The organism is Paraburkholderia sp. BR10141, from assembly GCF_056155635.1.
Genome location: NZ_JBMIQH010000044.1, coordinates 36,774 through 59,713 on the forward strand (window position 1 = coordinate 36,774; position 22,940 = coordinate 59,713).

The window sequence follows — 22,940 nt, forward strand, 5'->3', positions numbered from 1 at the left end:
GGAATCTGGCAGCGATGCTACACCACGTTGCCCAGTTGAATGATGGGAAGATACATCGCAACGACGAGGCCGCCGACCAGCGCACCAAGCACGACGATCACGAGCGGCTCGCACAGGCTCGAGACGAGCGCGATCTTTTCGTCGACCTGACGGTCGGCGAGCGAGGCCACATCGAGCAACATCGCGTCGAGCGCGCCCGATTCTTCTGCAACCGCAACGGGCTGAACCACATCGGCCGGAAAGCATCCCGCCGCGCGCATGGCTGCGGCGAGCCGCTCGCCGTGCCGCAGGCGCTCGCTGATACCTGCGCTCGCGCGATCGAAGAATGCGTTGCCGCTTGCGTGCGCGAGCGAATCGAAGGCGTCGGCGAGTGGCGTGCCGGCGGCGAGGAGCGTGCCGAGCGCGCGGCTCCAGCGGGCGGCGCACAGCGTTGTGAGCAGCGTGCCGCAAAGCGGGAGCTTCAGCAGCGTGCGTCCAAAAGCGATGCGCGCGGTTTCCGAGCGGCGCAAGGCCGCTTGCATGGCGAGCGCGCCGGTGGCTGCAGCTACGGCGGCCGGCACGCTCCAGCGCGCGGCGCCCGCCGACAGCATCAGCACGATTTGCGTGGGCGCGGGCAGTGCGGCGCCGAAGCCGTCGAAGATCTGCTTGAACGTGGGTACGACCCAGACCAGCAACGCCGCGGTAATGACAAGCGCGAGCAGCAGCACCGCGACGGGGTAGGTGAGCGCGGCGCGCACTTTGGCGCGCTGGGCAGCGGCACGCTCGCGGTCGTCGGCGAGGCGGGCAAGTACGGCGGCGAGCGCTCCCGAGGCTTCGCCGACGGCAACGAGCTGGCAATACAGCGCGTTGAAACGCGCCGGATGTTGCGCGAGTGAGTCGGCGAAGCGCAGTCCGCCGGCGATGTCGCGCGCGAGCGCCGCGGCAATGCGCGGCATGCCGTTTGGCCCGGGCGAGAGCGCGAGCAGTTCGAGCGCGTTCGCAAGTGGCAGGCCGGCGCGCAGGAGGCTCGCTAGCTGGCGTGTAAAGCACGTGACGTCCGCGTGGCGTGCTTTAGGCGCGCCCGCGCTCGACCTGCGCTCGATGGCGAGCACAGTGATGCGCTCGCGCTTGAGTGCGTCGCGCACCGCCGCGGCGTCGAGCGCGATCAGCGTGCCACGCCTCGTCGCGCCCGATGCATCGAGACCGCGCCACGCGAAGCGCCACTCGGATGGGCCTTGAGGGGCGTGCGCGGCGCTCATGGCGCATCCGTTGCGACAAGCGCTTCGGCGAGGCTCGTGGTGCCGTCGCGCACGCGCGCGAGCGCCGCGTCGCGCAAGGTTGCGACACCGCTTCTGCGTGCTTCCCGAGCGATTTCGTGCGCGCCGCGCCTTGTGACGATCAGGTCGCGTATGGTTTCCGAGATCGGCAAGACCTCGTGGATTCCCACGCGGCCGCGATAGCCGATGCCGTGGCAAGCCTCGCAGCCGCGCGCGACATAAGGCTGCATCATGTTACCGCCGTGCGTGGTCAGGCCTGCCGCGACGAGCGCCGCCGGCGAAGCCTCGCCGCGCACGCGGCATTGCGGACATAGCCGCCGCACGAGGCGTTGCGCCGTGACGAGCCGCAGCGAGCCCGCCAGGTTGTATGGCTCTACGCCGATGTCGACGAGCCGTGCGCAAGCCGCGCTGGCGTCGTTCGTGTGCACGGTCGAGAGGACGAGGTGGCCGGTCTGCGCGGCCTTGACGGCCACGCTGGCGGTTTCTTCGTCGCGAATCTCGCCGATCATGATGACGTCGGGATCCTGGCGCAGCAGCGCACGCAGTGCCACCGCAAAGGTGAGCCCGGCCTTCTCGCGCACGTTGACCTGATTGATGCCCGCAAGCTGGATTTCGGCGGGATCTTCCACCGAGCAGAGATTGTGTGCCGTGCCGTTGAGCCTTTGCAGGAAACAGTAGAGCGAGAGCGTCTTGCCGCTGCCGGTAGGGCCCGTGACGAGGACAAGACCATGCGGCGCGCCGATCGCTTCGGCTACGGCGTGCTGTTGCGCTTCATCGAGCCCGAGTTCGGCTAGCGACAGTTCGGCGGGAAGCGCTTCGAGCCTGCGCAAGACGAGCTTTTCGCCATGAAGTGTGGGCAGCGAATTCACGCGATAGTCCTCGGCGGCTTGCGACGCCCCCGAGAGTGCGAGCCGCAGCCTGCCGTCCTGCGGAATGCGCCGTTCGGCGATGTCCATGCGGGCGAGCACCTTGATGCGCGTGACGAACGCATCGCGCAGATGCGCGGGCGGCCGCGCCATTTCGTGCAGTACGCCGTCGATGCGCAGACGCACGCGCCAGCCGTGTTCCATCGGCTCGATGTGCAGATCGGAGGCGTTGCGCCGCGCGGCTTCGCGCAGCGTTTCGGAGAGCAGCCGAACGGCGGGTGCGTCGTCTAGCTGCGGTACAGAGACAGGCGCAGATGTGCGCGCCGTCGAGCCACCACCCGTACCGCCTTCGGCAACCGCGGCGGCGAAAGGGCGCGCACGATAAGGAGTAGAAAGCATCGACATGCCGGCGCGAAGCCGCCTCGAACAGATGACGCCTTCATCATGGCGCGAGGCGCACTGCGCCGCCACCCGGCCGAACGGCTAACGTCCCGGCAGCAGCTTCTTCGCCTTTTGCAGCGTGCCCTGGCGCGGCTTGGCGCCGGGTTTGAAGAGCTTGACCGTGCGTACGGCCTGGTCGTCGCTGCGTAGCACTTCGAGCTTCACGTCGCCGATCTGCAGGCACACGTCGCCTTCGGGAATCTCTTCGAGCACTTCGAGGATCAGGCCGTTGAGCGTCTTGGGCCCATCCGTGGGCAGCTTGATATGAAGCCAGCGATTGAGTTCGCGCAAAGGCATGCTGCCCGGCACGATACATTCGCCTTCGTCGTTCCAGCCGCCGCGTCCGGTGCCGCTGCGCGGCATCGAGGTGGTGAATTCGCCGATCAGCTCCTCGATGATGTCTTCGGGTGTCACGAGTCCTTCCATCTCACCGTACTCGTTCACGACGAGCGCGATGCGATGGCGGCTTTCCTGGAAGTACTGAAGTTGCTGGAATCCAGGCGTGCCCGTGGGCACGAAGTACGGCTCGGCGAGCAGTTCGCGCAGCGTCTCGCGCTCGAATTCCTGGTTATGCAGCGCGGCCAACGTCTTGCGCACATGCAGCACGCCGAGCACCCGGTCGATGTCGCCTTGATAGACGATCAGCTTGTTGTGATAGCAGGTCTCGAGCTGATGCAGGATGTCTTCGAGCGGGGCGTCGTAGTCGAGCGCCTCGATGCGCCGGCGCGGAATCATCACGTCGTCGACGGTGATGTTCTCCAGGTCGAACAGGTTGAGCAGGATGCTGCGGTGCTTGGTCGGCATGAAGCTGCCCGACTCGAGCACGATGGTGCGCAACTCCTCGGTGGAAAGCCGCTGGTCATGCGCCTTGTGCGTATTGATGTGCAGGATGCGCAGGATGGTGTTCGCAAACATGTTGACGAACCAGATGAGTGGCTTCGTCACACGCATGAGCGGCGCGATCAGGAGGCTCGCGGGCAGCGCGATTTTTTCCGGAAACGTTGCGCCCACAATCTTCGGCGTGATTTCCGCGAACACGATGATGAGGAACGCGACGATGCCCGTCGCGATCGAGAGCACGAGGTTATTGCGGCCGAACGTATGGAGCGCGATCGAGGTCGTAAGGACCGGGATGATGGTGTTGAAGAGATTGTTGCCGATCAGGATCACCGAAAGCAGCAGGTCGGTGCGCGCGAGCAGCTTCTGGGTGGTCTTCGCGCCGAGCGTGCCGTGATTGGCGAGGTATTTGAGCCGATGGCGATTGAGCGCCATCATCGCCGTTTCGGAGATGGAGAAGAAACTGGAGCAGATGAGCAGGACGAAGACGGCGCATATCTGCGCCCATAAGGGAAGGTGGTCCACGCGTCGAGACAATGAGGGGGGCGGATGGGGAAACTATAACAGAGGGGTACCGCAGTTCCAGGGCGGTTGGCCGAACGGACAAGGCGGTTGCCGGTTACGCGCCGCGAGTTGCCGGACAGGATGGAAGTGCGGGAGATACAGGCGAAAAAAAAACCGCGCAATGCATGCGCGGTTTTTCTCGAATTCTGGTCGGGGTGAGAGGATTCGAACCTCCGGCCTCTACGTCCCGAACGTAGCGCTCTACCAGGCTAAGCTACACCCCGAATTGACTGCTGGACTCCACAACTCGCTTCGTCTGTTTCAAGACTGGCGCGTCGTTGAGTAAGAACATAATTCTAGCAGGCTATCTTTGTAAATGGAAGGGGGGAACGCTGAAATCGCGTCGGCGGCGGCCTGGGCCTCGGTGCGCGCGCATTGCAGCGTGTGCTCGAGCGCGCCCGAGCGCGTGATTGCCGCGAAGATTTCGTCGAAGCGCGTCGTGCCGCCTTGCTCGATCGCTTCGCGTGCAAGCGCGGCTTCCGCGGCCGTGCCGTGCTCGATCAGCCAGATGAGCGGCAGAGTGGGCTTACCTTCGCGCAGGTCGTCGCCCGCGTTCTTGCCCATCGATTCAGGCGTGCCCGTGTAGTCGAGCCAGTCGTCCATGATCTGGAATGCCGTGCCGATGCGCCGCCCGTATTCGGCGGCCGCTTCCTCGGTGCGCGCATCCGCTCCCGAAAGCACCGCGCCGAGCTGCGCCGCGGCTTCGAAAAGCTTGGCGGTCTTGTAGCGGATCACCTGCATGTAGCGGTCGGTGTCCACGTCGGCGTCGTGCATGTTCAGCAGCTGCAGGACTTCACCCTCGGAGATGATCGTCGTGGCGGCGGACAGGATTTCCATCACGCGCATCTTGCCGACGCCCACCATCATCTCGAACGAGCGCGAATACAGGTAATCGCCGACCAGCACGCTGGCGGCGTTGCCGAACAGCGCGTTGGCCGTCTGGCGGCCGCGCCGCAGGTCCGATTCGTCGACGACGTCGTCGTGCAGGAGCGTGGCCGTGTGAATGAACTCGACGACCGCCGCGAGCACATGGCGCTCCGTACCGTGGTCGCCGAGCGCGCCGGCCACCATCAGCAGAAGCGCCGGACGCAGCCGCTTGCCGCCCGCGCCGATGATGTACTCGGAGATCTGGTTGATCAGCATCACCTCGGACGCCAGGCTCTGCCGGATGACACGATTCACCTGCTCCATGTCACTGGCGATGGGGGCAAGCAGGGTGGCTGCGCTGGGGGATGGGGTGGCGGTGGACGACATGATGGCAAATAGGGGTAGTGCCGCGGATTATAAGGCGAATCGACTGCATGCCGGACGCTCCGCAACCGTCCTGCCGATGGCTCCCTCTATTTTCTCGCGGCCCTGACGGCCGCATGGATGCTGGCGCTATGCCGTACGGATAGCTCTGGCGCCCGTCCGACGGGCGCCAGATCCCTCGCGCGCACCCGCGCAATGGACTTGCACACCTTTTGACCACGCTGCTAACTCTATGTATAATCTAAGGTTTCGGGCGCGCAGTGTGTCCCGAAATTATTGAAGAGTGAGGTTCTCAATGTACGCGGTCATAAAAACCGGCGGCAAGCAGTACAAGGTTGCCGTTGGCGAAAAACTTAAAGTAGAACAGATACCGGCTGACATTGACGCAGAAATCACGCTCGACCAGGTTCTCGCAGTGGGCGAAGGCGAATCGATTAAGTTCGGTACGCCGCTGGTCAGTGGGGCTTCCGTCAAGGCCACCGTTGTGTCGCAAGGCCGACACGCCAAAGTGACCATCTTCAAGATGCGTCGCCGGAAGCACTACCAGAAGCATGGCGGCCACCGCCAGAACTACACCGAACTGCGCATCGACGCGATCAACGCGTAAGCGCACGCAGGTAAAGGAGCAAACAAATGGCACACAAAAAGGCAGGCGGGTCGTCACGTAACGGCCGCGACTCAGAGTCGAAACGACTTGGCGTGAAGGTGTACGGCGGCCAGGCGATCCTCGCAGGCGGCATCATCGTTCGCCAGCGCGGCACGCGCATGCACCCCGGCCTGAACGTCGGCATCGGCAAGGACCACACGCTCTACGCGCTGGTCGACGGCCACGTCGCGTTCACGATCAAGGGCGCAGCCAACAAGCAACTGGTCAACGTCGTCCCGGCAGCGGCCTAAGCTTTCAAGCTTTAGACCGCTCGCGAGCGGGCTGCACGCGACGCAAGGAAGGCCCCGCGAAGTTTGCGGGGCCTTTTTATTTATCCGCAGTCTTTCGGGGTCGTAACGGGCTTGCGTTTGACTTGCGGTGCGTTGTTGGCCACTTTTGGCCATGGCGGGCAAAATATCGATATCCACGGGACGGAGTAACTCATGAAGTTCATTGACGAAGCGAAGATCGAAGTCATCGCCGGCGATGGGGGCGATGGCAGCGCGTCGATGCGACGCGAGAAGTTCGTCCCGTTCGGCGGGCCGGACGGCGGTGACGGCGGGCGCGGCGGCAGCGTCTACGCTGTCGGCGACCGCAACATCAACACCCTCATCGACTACCGCTACACGAAGAAGCACCAGGCGCGCAACGGCGAGAACGGCCGCGGCTCCGACTGCTACGGCAAGGGCGGCGACGACATCACGCTGCGTATGCCGGTGGGCACGGTCATCACCGACCAGGACACGGGCGAGCTGATCGCCGACCTGACCGAGCACGAGCAGCAGGTGATGGTCGCGAAGGGCGGCGCGGGTGGCCTCGGCAACCTGCATTTCAAGTCGTCCACGAACCGCGCGCCGCGTCAGAAGACCGACGGCAAGCCCGGCGAGCGCCGCATGCTCAAGCTGGAACTGAAGGTGCTGGCCGACGTCGGCCTGCTCGGCATGCCGAACGCGGGCAAGTCCACGTTCATCGCCTCGGTGTCGAATGCGAAGCCCAAGATCGCCGACTACCCGTTCACGACGCTTGCGCCGAATCTGGGCGTGGTGCGCGTGGGGCCGAGCAAGAGCTTCGTAATCGCCGATATTCCGGGCCTGATCGAAGGCGCCGCCGAAGGCGCGGGCCTCGGTCACCAGTTCCTGCGACATCTGCAGCGCACGAACCTGCTGCTGCATCTGGTCGACCTCGCGCCGTTCGATGAAAGCGTCGATCCGGTTGCGGAGGCAAAGGCGATCGTCGGCGAGCTGCGCAAGTACGATGAGACGCTCTACGACAAGCCGCGCTGGCTCGTGCTGAACAAGCTCGACATGGTGCCGGAGGAGGAGCGCGCCGAGCGTATTGCCGACTTCGTGAAGCGCTTCGAGTGGGACGGTCCCGTGTTCGAGATTTCCGCGCTCACGGGGCAGGGCTGCGAAAACCTGTGTTACGCGGTGTACGACTACGTCTCCTCGCACTCGGACGCGCGCCGTGCGGCCGAAGCCGAAGACCTCGCCTCGGACGTGCGCTTCCGCGAGGGGCAGGGCGGGAACGCGCAGCAGCCGCAGGAGTAATTCGCCGCACCGGCCGGTGCGCGAGCCGCGCCGGTCGCGCCAAGGAATCTTCACGCGTCATCAGTCATTTGGGAGACCGCGCAGCATGCGTTCCGTCATCGCCGATTCGCGGCGTCTGGTAGTGAAAGTCGGTTCGAGCCTCGTCACCAACGACGGCCGCGGGCTCGATCATGCGGCAATCGGCCGCTGGGCCGCGCAGATTGCGGCGCTGCGTGCGCAGGGTAAGGAAGTCGTGCTCGTGAGTTCGGGTGCGATCGCGGAAGGCATGCAACGGCTCGGCTGGACGAAGCGGCCGCGCGAGATCGACGAGCTTCAGGCTGCCGCGGCAGTCGGGCAGATGGGGCTCGCGCAGGTCTACGAGAGCCGCTTTGCCGAGCACGATATCCGCACTGCGCAGATCCTGCTCACGCATGCCGACCTGGCTGACCGCGAACGCTATCTCAATGCGCGCTCGACGTTGCTCACGCTGCTGCGCCTGGGCGTCGTGCCGATCATCAACGAGAACGACACCGTGGTCACCGACGAAATCAAGTTCGGCGACAACGACACGCTCGGCGCGCTCGTCGCGAACCTGATCGAAGGCGACGCGCTCATCATCCTCACCGACCAGAGCGGCCTCTATACGGCCGATCCGCGCAAGGACCCGGGTGCGACGCTCGTGCAGGAAGCCGATGCAGGCAAGCCGGAACTCGAGGCAATGGCGGGCGGCGCGGGGTCGAGCATCGGCCGCGGCGGCATGCTCACCAAGATTCTCGCGGCCAAGCGCGCCGCGCATAGCGGCGCGAATACGGTGATCGCAAGCGGGCGCGAAGCGCAAGTGCTCGTGCGTCTGGCTGCGGGCGAGGCGATCGGCACGCAGCTCATCGCGCGTACGGCGCGCATGGCGGCGCGCAAGCAGTGGATGGCCGACCATCTGCAGGTGCGCGGCCACGTCGTGATCGACGACGGTGCGGTGCAGAAGCTCACGGCGGATGGCAAGAGCCTGCTGCCCATCGGCGTGACCGGCGTGCAGGGTGCGTTCGCGCGCGGCGAAGTGATCGCTTGCCTGAACGGCGCGGGCGTGGAAGTGGCGCGCGGACTCACCAACTACAGCAGCGCGGAAACCAAGCTGATCCAGCGTCATCCGAGCGGCGAGATCGAGGGCATCCTTGGCTATATGCTCGAGCCGGAACTGATTCACCGCGACAATCTCGTGCTGGTTTGACGAGCGTTCCCGCGCAGCCGCGCAGCGCCAAAAATCAAAAAGCCGCTGTGGCCAAAGGCCGCAGCGGCTTTTTCATGCCCATCACAGCATGTCGGGGCGCGGCTTAACGCACCAGCGTCGACTGCGTGCGGCCGTAGCGCAGGTTCTCGATCAGGGTCGACGCCTTCGCGATCGGCATCTTGTTGGCGCAGAAGTAGTCCTGATAGAGCCTCGACTGGTACGCATTGAGCGTGCCGTTCTCGATGCGCGACCAGTTGTTCGCGACGGTCTGGTCCCAGCCGTTGTGATCGGCGTCGAGGCTCGCGTAGAGGCGCCACTCGTAGGTGTCGCAACGAATCCCTTCGTAGTTCACGTTACGCGCGCCGCTCGGGCTCGAGATGACGATGGTGTAGCGCACGACGCCATCCGTGCCGACCGTGAGCGATGCGGGGTCGATGGCGAACTTGAGCGGCGAGTTGTTCGAGACATCGAACGGCAGCAGCGTCGCGCCGGCCTGCGGCAGCGGCGGCAGGCCTTCGAGCTTGTTCTCCTGCCATTCGCCCTTGCGGTCCAGAAGGTAGACGAACGCGCTGTCGTCCTTGTTCGTGGGACCGGAACTGGAGCACGCGGCCAGTCCCGACACAAGCAGCACACCGCCTGCGGCGCATGCCGCAGCAAGAGCAAATCGTTTCAAATTGGTTTTCCTCGAAGCACGGGCGTCAGTTACGAACGAACTGCGCCGCGAATGCGAACCGGCGGGGCCCGGCGCGTGATGCGCCGGACCCCGCCGGTTCGGGCGTTCTTTGCGTTGGCTCAAGCCCCTTGATCCTGCTCGTCCTGCGCAGGCTCGATGATACTCTGCGCCGACTCGCAATCGCTTTCGATCGGCGTGCGCGCTGTCCGTGCGGCTACGCCTTCCGGCATGGCCTCATACGGCTCGGCGTGCACCGCGTCTGCGTGCGCCGACGTCACGATGCGCGGGTAGCGCACCTCGTGAGCCTGCACGCCCAGACGCTCCTGACGCGGCGCGGGCCGGCGCAGGAAGCGCGAGAGTTCGGTCAGCGCGAGTTGATAGACGTCACGCTTGAACTCGATGACCGCTTCTAGCGGCACCCAGTATTCATTCCAGCGCCACGCATCGAACTCAGGATGCTCCGTTGCCCGCAGGCAGATATCGCAGTCGCGCCCGACCATCCGCAGCAGAAACCAGATCTGTTTCTGGCCGCGATAATGGCCGCGCACTTCGCGCTTGATGAACTTGTCCGGCACCTCATAACGCAACCAGTCGCGTGTGCGACCGACGATCTTGACGTGCTCCGGATGCAAACCGGTTTCTTCGTGCAACTCCCGAAACATTGCCTGCATGGGGGTTTCACCATACTTGATGCCCCCTTGCGGAAACTGCCAGGAATGTTCGCGAACCCGCTTGCCCCAAAACACCTCGTTTCGCGCGTTCAAGAGGATGATGCCGACGTTCGGGCGAAACCCCTCACGATCCAGCATACAACCACCTTCGAATCCTTTAAAATTGCTTTGATTATAAACAGATAACGGCCCTCACGCACCCGCCGTCCGTGACCCGCCGTCCGGAAAGTTGAGCGAATGGCCGCGGCCGCGCAAAACGGTCTCGGGGCGCGATCGGTCTGGCATCTGGCCCGCGTCATCGGCGCGGCATGCGGCACGTTGTCATAATGGCGGGTTCGTGAACTCCTCCGTTGGTCACTTCTTCGGGCGGTCTGCACCGGGCCGCCGCTTTTGGATAATTTGAATGAAAGCCTCCCGTTTCTTTATCGGCACCCTGAAGGAAGCGCCCGCTGACGCGGAAATCGTCAGCCACAAGCTGATGGTTCGCGCGGGCATGATCCGTCGCATCGCTGGCGGCATTTACAACTATCTGCCGATCGGTCTGCGTTCGATTCGCAAGGTCGAGCAGATCGTGCGCGAAGAAATGAACCGCGCCGGCGCCATCGAGCTGCTCATGCCGGCCGTGCAGCCGGCCGAGCTGTGGCAGGAGTCGGGTCGCTGGGAACAATACGGGCCGGAACTGCTGCGCTTCAAGGATCGCAAGCAGAGCGACTTCGTGATGGGCCCGACGCACGAAGAGGTCGTCACCGACATCGCGCGCGGCCAGATCAAGAGCTATCGCCAACTGCCGGTGAACTTCTATCAGGTGCAGACGAAGTTCCGCGACGAAATCCGTCCCCGTTTCGGCGTGATGCGCGGGCGCGAATTCATGATGAAGGACGCGTATTCGTTCGATAAGGACGTCGAAGGTCTCAAGCTCTCGTACCAGAAAATGTACGACGCCTACGTGCGCATCTTCACGCGTCTCGGCCTGCAGTTCCGCGCAGTCGCGGCCGACAACGGCTCGATCGGCGGCAGCGGCTCGCACGAATTCCACGTGATCGCGGAAACGGGCGAGGACGACATCGCCTACTGCCCGACCTCGGACTTCGCGGCCAACGTCGAAGCCGCCGAAGCGTTGCCGCTCATCGCGCAGCGCGGCGCCCCCACGCAAGCGCTCACGAAGACGCCCACGCCGGGCGCGGCGAAATGCGAGGCTGTGGCTGAACTTCTCGGCATCCCGCTCGAAAGCACGATCAAGTCGATCATCCTCGCGACGGACAACGAAGGCGCCGAGCCCACGATCTGGCTGCTGATGCTGCGCGGCGACCACGATCTGAACGAGATCAAGGTCGGCAAGCTCGAAGGCCTGAGCGGCTTCCGCTTCGCGACCGAAGCGGAAATCGTCGAGTGGTTCGGCACGCCGCCCGGCTACCTCGGTCCGCTGGGCACGAAGAAGCCGGTCAAGGTGATCGCCGATCGCACGGTCGCGAACATGAGCGATTTCGTAGTGGGCACGAACGAAGTCGATTTCCACACCACGGGCGTGAACTGGGGCCGCGATCTGCCGGAGCCGGTCGTTGCCGACATCCGCAACGTGAAGAAGGGCGATCCCTCGCCGGACGGCAAGGGTGTGATCGACATCTGCCGCGGCATCGAAGTGGGCCACGTGTTCCAGCTCGGCACGAAGTACTCGGAAGCGATGAACGCCACGTTCCTCGCCGAGAACGGCAAGCCCGCGCCGATGCAGATGGGCTGCTACGGCATTGGCGTCACGCGTATCCTCGGTGCAGCCATCGAGCAGAACTTCGACGAGAAGGGCATCATCTGGCCTGAGTCGATCGCGCCGTTCCAGGTCGTCGTGTGCCCGATGGGCATGGACCGCAGCGAGCTCGTGCGCGAGCACGCCGAGCGCGTCTACAACGAACTGCTCGAAGCGGGCGTCGACGTGATTCTCGACGACCGCGGCGAGCGCCCGGGCGTGATGTTCGCCGACTGGGAGCTGATCGGCGTGCCGCATCGTCTCGTGATCGGCGAGCGCGGCCTGAAGGACGGCAAGATCGAGTACCAGGGCCGCCGCGATACCGAAGCGACGCTGCTCGCGGCCGATGAGGCCGCGCAGACGGTGGCGCAGAAGATCCGCGCGGCGCTCGCGGTTTAACGACGATCCATCCCGGTTAAAGGAGCGCTGCGAGCGTGGAGTACAGTTTTTTGTCCGCTACGGTCCTGCTGCTCCTCATCACCGACCCGCTCGGGAATATTCCGCTCTTCATCAGTTGCCTGCGCGGCGTTGCCAAGCAGCGCCGCGCGGTCGTGATCCTGCGCGAGGTCGCGATTGCGTTCGTGATCCTGCTGATCTTCATGGTCGCCGGCAACAGCTTCCTGCGCATGATGGGGCTCACCGATACCTCGCTGCGCATCGGCGGCGGCATCGTGCTGTTCCTCATCGCGCTCCGGATGATCTTTCCGCATCCGGGCGGCCCGTTCGGCAGCGGCGACAAGGGCGGCGAGCCGCTCATCGTGCCGCTCGCCATTCCTGCGCTGGCCGGGCCTTCGGCGCTTGCCACGGTCATGCTGCTCACCTCTCAGGCGCCGGGCAAACTCTACGAATGGATGACCGCGCTCGTCGTGACGATGGTGATCTGCGCGGTCGTGCTGGTGATGGCGGAGCGCATCCAGCAGTGGCTCGGCGAGCGCGTAGTGACGGCCTTCGAGCGGCTGATGGGCCTCGTGCTCGTGGCGATATCGGTGGAGATGATCCTCGCGGGCATCGCGACCTTCGTGCATCACCTCTGACGCCGCGTGCAGCGCGCGTCGCAGGCAACAAAAAAGCAGCCCGCGGGCTGCTTTTTTCATGGTGCGTCAGACAGTCGATGCGCGCTTCACGCGCCTTCGGTCAGCGCACGGATAGTCGGCAGATTGCGCCAGTAACCCTTGGCGTCCATGCCGCAGCCGAACACGTAGCGGTCCGGCACCGAAAAACCGCAGTAGTCGGGATGCAGCGGCTTGGCCTTCGTGAGCGTCTTCTCGCACAGCACGGCCGAAAGGAAACGCTTCGCGCCCATGTCCATGATGCGGTCGCGAATCGCGGCCATGGTCTCGCCTTCGTCGAGGATGTCGTCGAGCACGAGCACCACACGGTCCTTCACCGACTCGCGCGGCGCCACGCGCCACTGCATCTCGGCGCTGCCCTTGATCGCGTTGCGGTAGCGCGTGAGGTGGATGTAGTCGAACTCGAGCGGGAAGTCGAGGTGCGGCAGCAGCATGCCGGTGAACACGGCGGCGCCGCCCATCACCGACAGCACGAGCGGGAAGTCCTCGCTGATTTCGGCGCGGATGGCTTCGGCCATCCGGCCGATCGACGCATTGACGTCGCCCTCCGAAACGATCTCTTCGGAGTGGCGGAAAATGTGCAGGGCTTCTTCGCGATTCATGACTCTGGCGGGAAGGTAGCTGTAGCTATTGAAGTGTGGAAAATAACGGCGGCGCGCGCTACAGCATAAACCCGCGCATTCGGTCCGTCGCGCGCCGCGTCGAGTGGGGCCGCCGTGCGCGCGATGTGCGCCGCGCGGCCCGCAAGATCAGCGCATGCCGGGCATCATGCCCTTCATGCCGCGCATCATCTTTTGCAGATTGCCGCCCTTGAGCTTCTTCATCATGGTGCGCATCTGCTCGTACTGGTTGAGCATGCGGTTCACTTCCTGAACCTGCACGCCAGCGCCCGCCGCAATGCGGCGCTTGCGCGTGGCCTTGATGAGCTCGGGCTTGGCGCGTTCGGCGGGCGTCATCGAATTGATGATGCCTTCCATGCGGCGCATCTGCTTCTCGGCCTGGCCCATGTTGGCGCCCGAGGCGGCCTGCTGGAACTGTGCGGGCAGCTTGTCCATGAGCGACGACAGGCCGCCCATGCTCTTCATCTGCGAGAGCTGCGCGCGGAAGTCGTTGAGGTCGAAGTCGCCGCCTTTCTTGACCTTGTCGGCGAGCTTTTGCGCGGCCTGGACGTCCACGCCGCGCTGCGCTTCCTCGACGAGCGCGAGAATGTCGCCCATGCCGAGAATACGGTTCGCCATGCGGTCCGGGTGGAACACCTCGAGGCCATCGAGCTTTTCCGCGACGCCGACGAACTTGATCGGCTTGCCCGTGATGTGGCGCACGGAGAGCGCCGCGCCGCCGCGCGAGTCGCCGTCGAGCTTGGTGAGCACGACGCCGGTGAGCGGCAGGGCGTCGTTGAACGCCTTCGCGGTGTTGACCGCGTCCTGACCGAGCATGGCGTCGACCACGAACAGTGTTTCGGCGGGCTTCAGCGAGGCGTGCAGCGCGGTGATCTCGTTCATCATCGCCTCGTCGATACCGAGCCGGCCGGCCGTGTCGACGAGCAGCACGTCGTGATAGTGGCGCTTGGCCCAGTCGACCGCGGCGGCGGCGATCTCGACGGGCTTCTGGTCCGGCTGCGAGGGGAAGAAGTCGGCGCCGACCTGTTCCGTCACCGTCTTCAACTGCGCGATAGCGGCAGGGCGGTAGACGTCGCACGAAACGGTGAGGACCTTCTTCTTGTACTTCTCGCGCAGGAGCTTGGCGAGCTTGCCGGTGGTGGTGGTCTTACCGGCGCCCTGCAGACCCGCCATGAGGATGACGGCTGGCGGCGTGACGGCGAGATCGAGTTCGGCGGCACGGCCTTCGTAGTCGCCTCCGATCACGGCGGTCAGCTCGCGCTGCACCACGCCGACGAGCGCCTGGCCCGGCGAAAGGCTGGAGATCACTTCTTCGCCGAGCGCCTTCTCCTTCACCTTGGCGATGAATTCGCGCACGACGGGCAGCGCCACGTCCGCTTCGAGCAGGGCGAGACGCACCTCGCGCAGCATTTCCTGCGTATTGGCTTCGGTCAGCCGGGCTTCGCCGCGCAGCGTCTTGACGACGCGCGCCATCCGTTGAGTGAGATTGTCGAGCATGGGGAGGCGGTGAGCAGTGCGGCCCGGCCCGCGCGCGCAAAACGGGAATGCGCCGCGTTTCGTCGCCGATTCGTTAGGTGAGCGCGCGGCCAGGGGGCCTATAGTAAACTTCGAACATGGATATTGTACTGTATGCCCTCACCGTGCTCCTGTACGGCGGATTGTGCGCCGCCGACTGGCGCGCGCTGCGCCGCGCGGGCACCGCGCCGCTGCTCGGCAGCGTGCCTCCCGTTCCGGTGACGCTCGGCGCGGGCGGCGACGTCCTGCGCGCGCGGACCTTCGGCCCGCTTTCGCGCGCGCTGCTGTTCGCCGCGCTCGCCGCGCACGGCGTGCTCCTGCACATGACGATCTTCCCCGCCAACGAAATGGTGTTCGGCTTCGCCTTCGCGTTGTCGGCCATGTTCTGGCTCGGCGCGGGCATCTACTGGATCGAGAGCTTTTTCTTTTCGCTCGACGGCCTGCGTCTGTTGCTGCTGCCGTTGGCGGCCGTCGCGTCGATCCTGCCGCTCGTGTTCGGCGGCGTGCGCGTGCTGCCCTACGCGGCCGCGCCGATGTTCAAGCTGCACTTCGTCATCGCGAACATCGCCTACGGGCTCTTCGCGATCGCCGCGTTGCATGCGGTGCTGATGCTCGCCGTCGAGCGCCGGCTGCATGCGCTCAAGGGCGCCGGCTTCCAGCGCAACGCGGGCAATCGCGGCGGCGGCTGGCTCTCGAACTGGATCGAGACGTTGCCGCCGCTACTCACGATGGAAAAGCTGCTGTTCCGCCTGATCGGCGCGGGCTTCGTGCTGCTCACGGCCACGCTCGTCTCGGGCATCGTGTTCAGCGAGCAGTTGATCGACCGGCCGCTTTCGCTCGATCACAAGACCGTCTTCGCGATTCTTTCGTGGCTGATGTTCGGCGCGCTGCTCACCGCGCGCAAGATTTCCGGCTGGCGCGGCCGCGCTGCGCTGCGCTGGGTGATCGCATCGTTCATCGCCTTGCTGCTCGCTTATGTGGGCAGCCGTTTCGTCTTCGAGGTGCTGCTGCACCGCCCTGTGGTTTGAGTCGTGTGAGTCGCGTGTTCCGATGAGACAGATTCTTCTCCTCGTCCTGCTGTTCGTGGTCGGACAGTGGTTCGTCAAGGCGCTGCGCCGTGCGCAGACGCAGACGCGCGCCGGTGCGCAACCGGGACAGGGCGCGCAGCCGGGACAGGGCGCCGCGCAAAGCGCCACTGGCGGCGCGAGCACGAGCGGCAAGGCTGCGCTGCCCGAGCCGATGGTGCGCTGCGCCGAGTGTGGCGTGCATGCGCCGCGCAGTGAATCGGTGGACGTCGGCGCGCGCTCGTTCTGCAGTTCCGAGCACGCGCGTGCCTGGGACGCGCGCACCACGGCCCAGGATCGCCCCGCACGATGAGCGCTGCTGGATCGCCAGGACTGCCAGGATCGCGCGCGTACGCAGTCGATGCGCAGGGCTGGGTGCCCGGCGCGCGCCAACTGCCTTCGCCCAACTTCGAGGCCCGCCCGCCAGGCGCCGTGCCGACGCTCATCGTCGTCCACAACATCAGCCTGCCGCCCAACGTCTTCGGCGGCCCCGAGATCGCCGATCTCTTCCTCAACCGCCTCGACTGCGACGCGCATCCGTACTTCGACGCCAACCTGCGCGGCGTGCGCGTCTCGGCGCACTTCGTCATTCATCGCGATGGCACGCTCGAGCAGTTCGTGTCGTGTGACGAGCGCGCGTGGCACGCGGGCGCGTCGAGCTTCTTCGGGCGCGAGCGCTGTAACGATTTCGCCATCGGCATCGAACTGGAAGGCAGCGACACGACGGCCTTCGAGGCGCCGCAATACGCGACGCTCGCGGCGCTCGTGAAGGCGCTCGTCGCGCACTATCCGATCGAGGCGCTGGCGGGCCATTCGGACATCGCGCCCGGGCGCAAGACCGATCCCGGCCCGCACTTCGACTGGGCGCGCCTCAAACACGATACGCAGCTCGCCGATGCCAGCTTCCCCTATATCCAGGGGCACGGCGCGCCGAACGCGGCGTCGTGACACGTTCGATCGCCTGCTGAACCCTCTCAAGCTGCACAAGAAATAAGCACCTTTTGCGCGCAAACGCAGGGTCTTCGCGCGCGCCTCGCAGACCACTCGAAGGGGCATTCGCCGCCAGGCCCCGCGCCGCTTGGCTTGTGGTCTTGTCAAGATAGGACCAGCAAAAAAAGCCATTTGATCGTACTGTTTCTTCCACTATACTTGGTACCCGAAACAAGGCTTCACACCATATGTTGTGTTGTACCGCGGCGCCCCGCTTCACTCGCAAGGCGCCGCGTGCGTTACCGGCATAGAAAAAACAGAAACTTTGTACGGTGCCGCCGGCCGAGAGAACCGGCGCACCGGCTGTAATCGAGAGAGAAGGTACAGCCAATGATCGCGACATCCACGATGAAGACCGAAGCAGTCCGTGATTCATCTGCCTTGTCGCATCCGGCAGCCTCGCCAGGCTGGACTTTTTTCTCTGCCCGATCGAGCGTGCACACGGGGGCACGACGTCGGCGTCCGTCTTAATCCGCGAACTCTCTTCGCACCTTTCCAGGACCCAGGAGCTTTGCACATGCAAACGACCGATAACGTCTCGACCCGGTATGAAGGCGCGCCCGCCGCGCACACGCTGGGTGGCCAACCGCAAGACGGCCAGACGAGCGCGCAGCAGTTCGCCGACCACAAGGTGATTCGCCGCAACGGTAGCGTGGTGTCGTTCGAACCTTCGAAAGTCGCGATCGCGATGACGAAGGCCTTCCTCGCCGTGAACGGCGGCCAGGGCGCGGCGTCTGCGCGCATTCGCGAGCTCGTCGAACAGCTCACGCAGAACGTCGTGCGCGCACTCGTGCGCAGCCGTCCGAACGGCGGCACGTTCCACATCGAAGACATCCAGGATCAGGTCGAACTCGCGCTGATGCGCGGCGGCGAGCACAACGTCGCGCGCGCCTACGTGCTGTATCGCGAGAAGCGCAACCAGGAGCGCGCCAACGCGCCGGAAACGGCAGCGAGCGCAGCGCCCGGCATCAACGTCACGGACAACGGCGTGACGCGCCCGCTCGACATGCAGGCGCTGCGCGCGCTGATCGACTCGTCGTGCGACGGTCTCGGCGACGCGGTCAACGCCGACCCGATCGTCGCGGAGACGGTCAAGAATCTGTACGACGGCGTGCCGATGAGCCAGGTCTACGACTCGGCCATCCTCGCTGCGCGCACGATGATCGAAAAGGACCCGGCGTATAGCCAGGTGACCTCGCGCATCCTGCTGCACACGATCCGTCGCGAAATTCTCGAAGAGGAAGTGACGCAAGCCGAAATGGCCGTGCGTTACGCCGACTACTTCCCGCAGTTCATCAAGCGCGGCGTGGAAGCGGGCCTGCTCGACGACAAGCTCCAGCAGTTCGACCTCAAGCGACTCGGCAACGCGCTCGACGCGAGCCGCGACCTGCAGTTCGGCTACCTCGGTCTGCAGACGCTGTACGACCGCTACTTCCTGCACGTCGGCGGCACGCGCATCGAAATGCCCCAGGCATTCTTCATGCGCGTCGCGATGGGCCTCTCGCTCAACGAGATCGACCGCGAAGCGCGCGCGATCGAGTTCTACAACGTGCTCTCGTCGTTCGACTTCATGTCGTCCACGCCCACACTGTTCAACTCGGGCACGCACCGCTCGCAGCTCTCGTCGTGCTACCTCACGACGGTGGCCGACGACCTCGACGGCATCTACGAAGCGCTCAAGGACAACGCGCTGCTCTCGAAGTTTGCCGGCGGTCTGGGCAACGACTGGACGCGTGTGCGCGCGCTCGGCTCGCACATCAAGGGCACCAACGGCAAGTCGCAAGGCGTCGTGCCGTTCCTGAAGGTCGTGAACGACACGGCTGTCGCCGTGAACCAGGGCGGCAAGCGCAAGGGCGCGGTGTGCGCCTACCTGGAATCGTGGCACCTCGACATCGAAGAATTCCTCGAGCTGCGCAAGAACACGGGCGACGACCGCCGCCGCACCCACGACATGAACACGGCGAACTGGATTCCCGACCTGTTCATGAAGCGCGTGATGGAAGGCGGCGACTGGACGCTCTTCTCGCCCTCGACCTGCCCGGATCTGCACGACAAGTTCGGCGCCGAGTTCGAACAGGCTTACACGGCTTACGAAGAAAAGGTCGCGCGCGGCGAGATCAAGCTGTTCAAGAAGCTGCCGGCCGCGCAACTGTGGCGCAAGATGCTCGGCATGCTGTTCGAAACGGGTCACCCGTGGATCACGTTCAAGGATCCGTGCAACATCCGTTCGCCGCAGCAGCACGTGGGCGTCGTCCACTCGTCGAACCTGTGCACGGAAATCACGCTGAACACCAGCGACAGCGAAATCGCCGTGTGTAACCTGGGCTCGGTGAACCTCGTCGCGCACATGGTGGAACAGGCCGACGGCACGTTCGCGCTCGACCACGACAAGCTCAAGCGCACCATCAGCGTGGCGATGCGCATGCTCGATAACGTCATCGACATCAACTACTACGCGGTGTCGAAGGCACGCAACTCGAACCTGAAGCACCGTCCGGTGGGCATGGGCATCATGGGCTTCCAGGACTGCCTGCACGTTCTGCGCACGCCGTTTGCTTCGCAGGAAGCCGTGGAGTTCGCCGACCGCTCGATGGAAGCCGTCTGCTACTACGCGTACTGGGCGTCGACGGAGCTGGCAGCCGAGCGCGGCCGCTACTCGACCTACCGCGGCTCGCTGTGGGATCGCGGCATCCTCCCGCAGGACACGCTCAAGCTGCTCGCCGAAGCACGCGGCGGCTACGTCGAAGTCGACTCGAGCGAATCGATGGACTGGACGTCGCTGCGCGCGCGCATCGCGACGCACGGCATGCGCAATTCGAACTGCATCGCGATCGCCCCGACCGCGACCATCTCGAACATCATCGGCGTGTCGCCTTGCATCGAGCCGACGTTCCAGAACCTCTATGTGAAGTCGAACCTCTCGGGCGAATTCACGGTGGTGAACGACTACCTGGTGCGCGACCTGAAGGCGCGCGGCCTGTGGGACGAAGTCATGGTCGCCGACCTGAAGTACTTCGACGGCATGCTCTCGCGCATCGACCGCGTGCCGGCCGATCTACGCGCTGTGTATGCAACGGCGTTCGAAGTCGACCCGACGTGGCTCGTCGAAGCCGCATCGCGTCGCCAGAAGTGGATCGACCAGGCGCAGTCGCTGAACATCTTCATGGCGGGCGCATCGGGCAAGAAGCTCGACGAGATCTACAAGCTCGCATGGGTGCGCGGTCTGAAGACCACGTACTACCTGCGCACGATGGGGGCGACGCACGTCGAGAAGTCGACGGTTGCGCACGGCGCGCTCAACGCCGTGCCGACGGGCGGCGAGGGCGGCGGCAATGCAGGCGGCGCGTTCGGCGGTGCAACGGGCGGCGCATTCGGCGGTGCAGCAGGGTCGACCACGATGCAGGCCGCACCGCAAGCCGCGGTTGAAGCGGCGCCGGAAGCCGATGGTCCGGTGTGCATGATGCGTCCGGGCGACCCCGGCTTCGAAGAGTGCGAGGCTTGCCAGTAAAGCTGGCTGCGCATGATGCGTGCGGTGCAACGCCGCTCGCATCATGCGAGGACCGCAGCATCAGTAGTAAACAGTAGTCGAAGCAGTCGTAGCGAGATGTAACAACGAACGAGGCGCGCGCAATGCGCGCCGGCTCTCCCGGCAACTCGCACCACGCGCGTTGCGGTACGCGAAAGAGGCAACAGGAAGGAATCCCTGGAGTTTCTCGCAGGGACAAGACTCAAGGCCGCGCGAGCTTCCAGCGCCGCGCGCGGCAGGCAGTGAGCGGCGAGTGAAAACGCGCTCGCAGCGCGAGAGAAAAGCGCGCGGCGAACCCCGTCTTTCACACACGCTCTCGATGTCGCGAAGACCTTCGAAGCACATCGCACATGCGAAGTGAGCACGACGAATCAGTGCTCTCTACACAGTGCTCACGCGATGCAATCGACACGATGCGATAACAAAGTGTTGTATCGAGGTCGCAACGCGAATCGAAAACAGGATTTTTCGTGTGCGAACCCTTTTATCGCTCACGAAAAGATGGTACAAACCGATCTAAATTGATGGTGACATTTATGCTCAACTGGGATGACGAGATCACGGCCGTAACTCCGTCGAGCGGTGCGCAGCAAAACGCAATGCGCAACCCCACGGGTCAGGCTGTCCAGGCTGCCGAGGTGCAGTTTGGTCTGCGTTCCGCTCCTCAGGCTTCCACGGCGACCAACATCTTCGCCAGCGACTTCGCCGTTGCACCGCCGCCGCAAGCGCCGGTCTCGACCGAAGCGCGCGTGAATGTCGCCGACAAGCGCATCATCAACGGCCAGACCGACGTGAATCAGTTGGTCCCGTTCAAGTACAAGTGGGCTTGGGAAAAATACCTGGCAGGCTGCGCGAACCACTGGATGCCGCAGGAAATCAACATGTCCCGCGACATCGCCCTGTGGAAGGACCCGAACGGTCTGACCGAGGACGAGCGCCGCATCGTCAAGCGCAACCTCGGCTTCTTCGTGACCGCCGACTCGCTCGCCGCGAACAACATCGTGCTCGGCACCTACCGGCACATCACGGCGCCCGAATGCCGCCAGTTCCTGCTGCGCCAGGCGTTCGAAGAGGCGATCCACACGCACGCCTACCAGTACATCGTCGAGTCGCTGGGTCTGGACGAGAGCGAGATCTTCAACGCGTACCACGAGGTCAAGTCGATCCGCGACAAGGACGAGTTCCTGATCCCGTTCATCCAGACGCTGACTGATCCGTCGTTCAAGACCGGCACGCTCGAAGCCGATCAGAACCTGCTCAAGTCGCTCATCGTGTTCGCCTGCATCATGGAAGGCCTGTTCTTCTATGTAGGCTTCACGCAAATTCTCGCGCTCGGCCGCCAGAACAAGATGACCGGCGCCGCTGAGCAGTACCAGTACATCCTGCGTGACGAGTCGATGCACTGCAACTTCGGCATCGACCTCATCAACCAGATCAAGCTTGAAAACCCGCACCTGTGGACCCCGGCGTTCCGTGCGGAAATCACCGAACTGTTCAAGCATGCGGTCGACCTCGAGTACCGCTACGCCGAGGACACCATGCCTCGCGGCGTGCTCGGTCTGAACGCATCGATGTTCAAGAGCTATCTGCGCTTCATCTGCAACCGCCGTTGCCAGCAGATCGGTCTCGATCAGCTGTTCCCGAACGAAGAGAATCCGTTCCCGTGGATGAGCGAGATGATCGACTTGAAGAAGGAGCGCAACTTCTTCGAGACGCGCGTGATCGAATATCAGACGGGTGGTGCGCTGTCCTGGGAATAACCCGGGCGCACTGCGGTGCAAGTCTTTTGGGGTTGCCGCGAGGCGCCGTGCAGGCGCCTCGACCGGCATGATGATTAGGAGCAGGAACGCCTGATGCAAAGCATGCCCGGAGCCAGGCTGGCTCACCGACGTGACAGGCACTTTGCGAACCCTTCAGAGGGATGGGCAAACTTCCCCCCGGAAAAGCGCGCAGGCTTCGCGTGTCGTGAGGCCGCCGCTTTCAACGAACGTTGCCCGGTGTCGGTAGCCGACGCCGGAATGACTTGGCGCGCTGTGCCTCGTGGCACGGCGCGCCTTACCGCATTCATTAGCGTAAGCGCGCGGGATCAGCGTACGCCGATGAATAGCCCGCTTCGCAGCGTGCGCCGTGAGAAGCGTTCGCGGGAAGCGGGTTTTGACGAAGGGTGTAGTTTGAACTGACTCTCATCTGAACCTGAAGGAGAAAAAAATGGCTACTGCCAAGAAGAAACCGGCGGCTAAGAAGGCCGCAGTGAAGAAGGTTGCAGCGAAGAAGGCAGCTCCGGCGAAGAAGGCCGCAGCGAAGAAGGTCGCGGTCAAGAAGGTCGCAGCCAAGAAAGTCGCCGTGAAGAAGGTTGCTGCGAAGAAGGCAGCACCGGCGAAGAAGGCCGCAGCGAAGAAGGTTGCAGCCAAGAAAGTCGCCGTGAAGAAGGTTGCTGCGAAGAAGGCAGCACCGGCGA

20 protein-coding genes, 1 tRNA gene and 1 pseudogene are annotated in these 22,940 nt (G+C 64.3%); 13 read left to right on the forward strand and 9 right to left on the reverse strand.

Going from position 1 to position 22,940, the window contains the following annotated elements:
- Window positions 1-17 precede the first annotated feature (17 nt).
- The 5 genes from ACOJB8_RS36090 to ACOJB8_RS36110 form a co-directional block, all read right to left on the reverse strand.
- Entirely contained in the window at window positions 18-1,238 is a 1,221-nt protein-coding gene (locus tag ACOJB8_RS36090) for a type II secretion system F family protein (RefSeq protein ID WP_368605974.1), read from the reverse strand.
- Window positions 1,235-2,521 (reverse strand): GspE/PulE family protein, encoded by a 1,287-nt coding sequence (locus ACOJB8_RS36095; protein WP_342948385.1) that lies wholly within the window; start codon window positions 2,519-2,521, stop codon window positions 1,235-1,237. Before ACOJB8_RS36095 ends, ACOJB8_RS36090 begins: the two co-directional genes overlap by 4 nt.
- Before the next feature lie 84 nt (window positions 2,522-2,605).
- Window positions 2,606-3,925: an HlyC/CorC family transporter gene (locus tag ACOJB8_RS36100; protein WP_083245610.1), complete on the reverse strand. Its 1,320-nt coding sequence runs from the start codon at window positions 3,923-3,925 to the stop codon at window positions 2,606-2,608.
- 186 nt (window positions 3,926-4,111) lie between these two features.
- Window positions 4,112-4,188 (reverse strand) — tRNA-Pro (locus tag ACOJB8_RS36105).
- Window positions 4,189-4,225: 37 nt separating this feature from the next.
- Window positions 4,226-5,218, reverse strand: a complete 993-nt coding sequence (locus ACOJB8_RS36110) for a polyprenyl synthetase family protein (protein WP_069268503.1) — start codon at window positions 5,216-5,218, stop codon at window positions 4,226-4,228.
- A 292-nt stretch (window positions 5,219-5,510) separates the two neighbouring features.
- Here ACOJB8_RS36110 and rplU point away from each other — a divergent pair, with 292 nt between their 5' ends.
- The 4 genes from rplU to proB all read left to right on the forward strand — a co-directional run bounded on the left by rplU (window position 5,511) and on the right by proB (window position 8,612).
- Window positions 5,511-5,822: a 50S ribosomal protein L21 gene (rplU, locus tag ACOJB8_RS36115; protein ID WP_007180329.1), complete on the forward strand. Its 312-nt coding sequence runs from the start codon at window positions 5,511-5,513 to the stop codon at window positions 5,820-5,822.
- A 26-nt stretch (window positions 5,823-5,848) separates the two neighbouring features.
- Window positions 5,849-6,112, forward strand: coding sequence for a 50S ribosomal protein L27 (gene rpmA / locus ACOJB8_RS36120; RefSeq protein ID WP_028207811.1), 264 nt, complete (start codon window positions 5,849-5,851; stop codon window positions 6,110-6,112).
- A gap of 192 nt (window positions 6,113-6,304) precedes the next feature.
- Entirely contained in the window at window positions 6,305-7,408 is a 1,104-nt protein-coding gene (cgtA, locus tag ACOJB8_RS36125; RefSeq protein ID WP_069268504.1) for an Obg family GTPase CgtA, read from the forward strand.
- A gap of 85 nt (window positions 7,409-7,493) precedes the next feature.
- Complete coding sequence (gene proB, locus ACOJB8_RS36130; RefSeq protein WP_342924461.1) at window positions 7,494-8,612, forward strand: glutamate 5-kinase; 1,119 nt, start codon at window positions 7,494-7,496, stop codon at window positions 8,610-8,612.
- Between the two features lie 103 nt (window positions 8,613-8,715).
- On the opposite strand, the gene ACOJB8_RS36135 is transcribed toward proB, so the two are convergent.
- Window positions 8,716-9,285, reverse strand: coding sequence for a CNP1-like family protein (locus ACOJB8_RS36135; protein WP_342948386.1), 570 nt, complete (start codon window positions 9,283-9,285; stop codon window positions 8,716-8,718).
- A 275-nt stretch (window positions 9,286-9,560) separates the two neighbouring features.
- Window positions 9,561-10,094, reverse strand: a pseudogene (locus ACOJB8_RS36140) (RNA pyrophosphohydrolase); the annotation flags it as partial.
- 265 nt (window positions 10,095-10,359) lie between these two features.
- Here ACOJB8_RS36140 and ACOJB8_RS36145 point away from each other — a divergent pair.
- Window positions 10,360-12,096 (forward strand): proline--tRNA ligase, encoded by a 1,737-nt coding sequence (locus tag ACOJB8_RS36145; RefSeq protein WP_406954267.1) that lies wholly within the window; start codon window positions 10,360-10,362, stop codon window positions 12,094-12,096.
- Between the two features lie 35 nt (window positions 12,097-12,131).
- Window positions 12,132-12,731 carry a MarC family protein gene (locus tag ACOJB8_RS36150; protein WP_475016940.1) on the forward strand — a complete coding sequence of 200 codons (600 nt, stop codon included), beginning with the start codon at window positions 12,132-12,134 and terminating at the stop codon, window positions 12,729-12,731.
- Between the two features lie 86 nt (window positions 12,732-12,817).
- Here ACOJB8_RS36150 and ACOJB8_RS36155 read toward each other — a convergent pair whose 3' ends face one another.
- Window positions 12,818-13,369: a hypoxanthine-guanine phosphoribosyltransferase gene (locus ACOJB8_RS36155; RefSeq protein WP_028207817.1), complete on the reverse strand. Its 552-nt coding sequence runs from the start codon at window positions 13,367-13,369 to the stop codon at window positions 12,818-12,820.
- 147 nt (window positions 13,370-13,516) lie between these two features.
- Window positions 13,517-14,884 (reverse strand): signal recognition particle protein, encoded by a 1,368-nt coding sequence (ffh, locus tag ACOJB8_RS36160; RefSeq protein ID WP_069268510.1) that lies wholly within the window; start codon window positions 14,882-14,884, stop codon window positions 13,517-13,519.
- Window positions 14,885-15,000: 116 nt separating this feature from the next.
- On the opposite strand from ffh, the gene ACOJB8_RS36165 reads away from it, so the two are divergent.
- The 7 genes from ACOJB8_RS36165 to ACOJB8_RS36195 form a co-directional block, all read left to right on the forward strand.
- Entirely contained in the window at window positions 15,001-15,930 is a 930-nt protein-coding gene (locus ACOJB8_RS36165; protein ID WP_475016942.1) for a cytochrome C assembly family protein, read from the forward strand.
- A 22-nt stretch (window positions 15,931-15,952) separates the two neighbouring features.
- On the forward strand, window positions 15,953-16,279 hold the full coding sequence (locus ACOJB8_RS36170) for a PP0621 family protein (protein WP_475016944.1): 327 nt from the start codon (window positions 15,953-15,955) through the stop codon (window positions 16,277-16,279).
- A complete protein-coding gene (gene ampD / locus ACOJB8_RS36175; protein ID WP_475016946.1) occupies window positions 16,276-16,914 on the forward strand; it encodes a 1,6-anhydro-N-acetylmuramyl-L-alanine amidase AmpD in 639 nt (212 codons plus the stop codon). The genes ACOJB8_RS36170 and ampD overlap by 4 nt, the downstream gene beginning before the upstream one ends.
- 559 nt (window positions 16,915-17,473) lie before the next feature.
- A complete protein-coding gene (locus ACOJB8_RS36180; protein ID WP_475016948.1) occupies window positions 17,474-20,464 on the forward strand; it encodes a ribonucleoside-diphosphate reductase subunit alpha in 2,991 nt (996 codons plus the stop codon).
- A 554-nt stretch (window positions 20,465-21,018) separates the two neighbouring features.
- Complete coding sequence (locus ACOJB8_RS36185; protein WP_475016950.1) at window positions 21,019-22,242, forward strand: ribonucleotide-diphosphate reductase subunit beta; 1,224 nt, start codon at window positions 21,019-21,021, stop codon at window positions 22,240-22,242.
- A gap of 93 nt (window positions 22,243-22,335) precedes the next feature.
- Window positions 22,336-22,662: a hypothetical protein gene (locus ACOJB8_RS36190; protein ID WP_083245612.1), complete on the forward strand. Its 327-nt coding sequence runs from the start codon at window positions 22,336-22,338 to the stop codon at window positions 22,660-22,662.
- A 28-nt stretch (window positions 22,663-22,690) separates the two neighbouring features.
- The coding region (locus ACOJB8_RS36195; RefSeq protein WP_475016952.1) for a histone H1-like repetitive region-containing protein at window positions 22,691-22,940 on the forward strand (250 nt) is incomplete at its 3' end.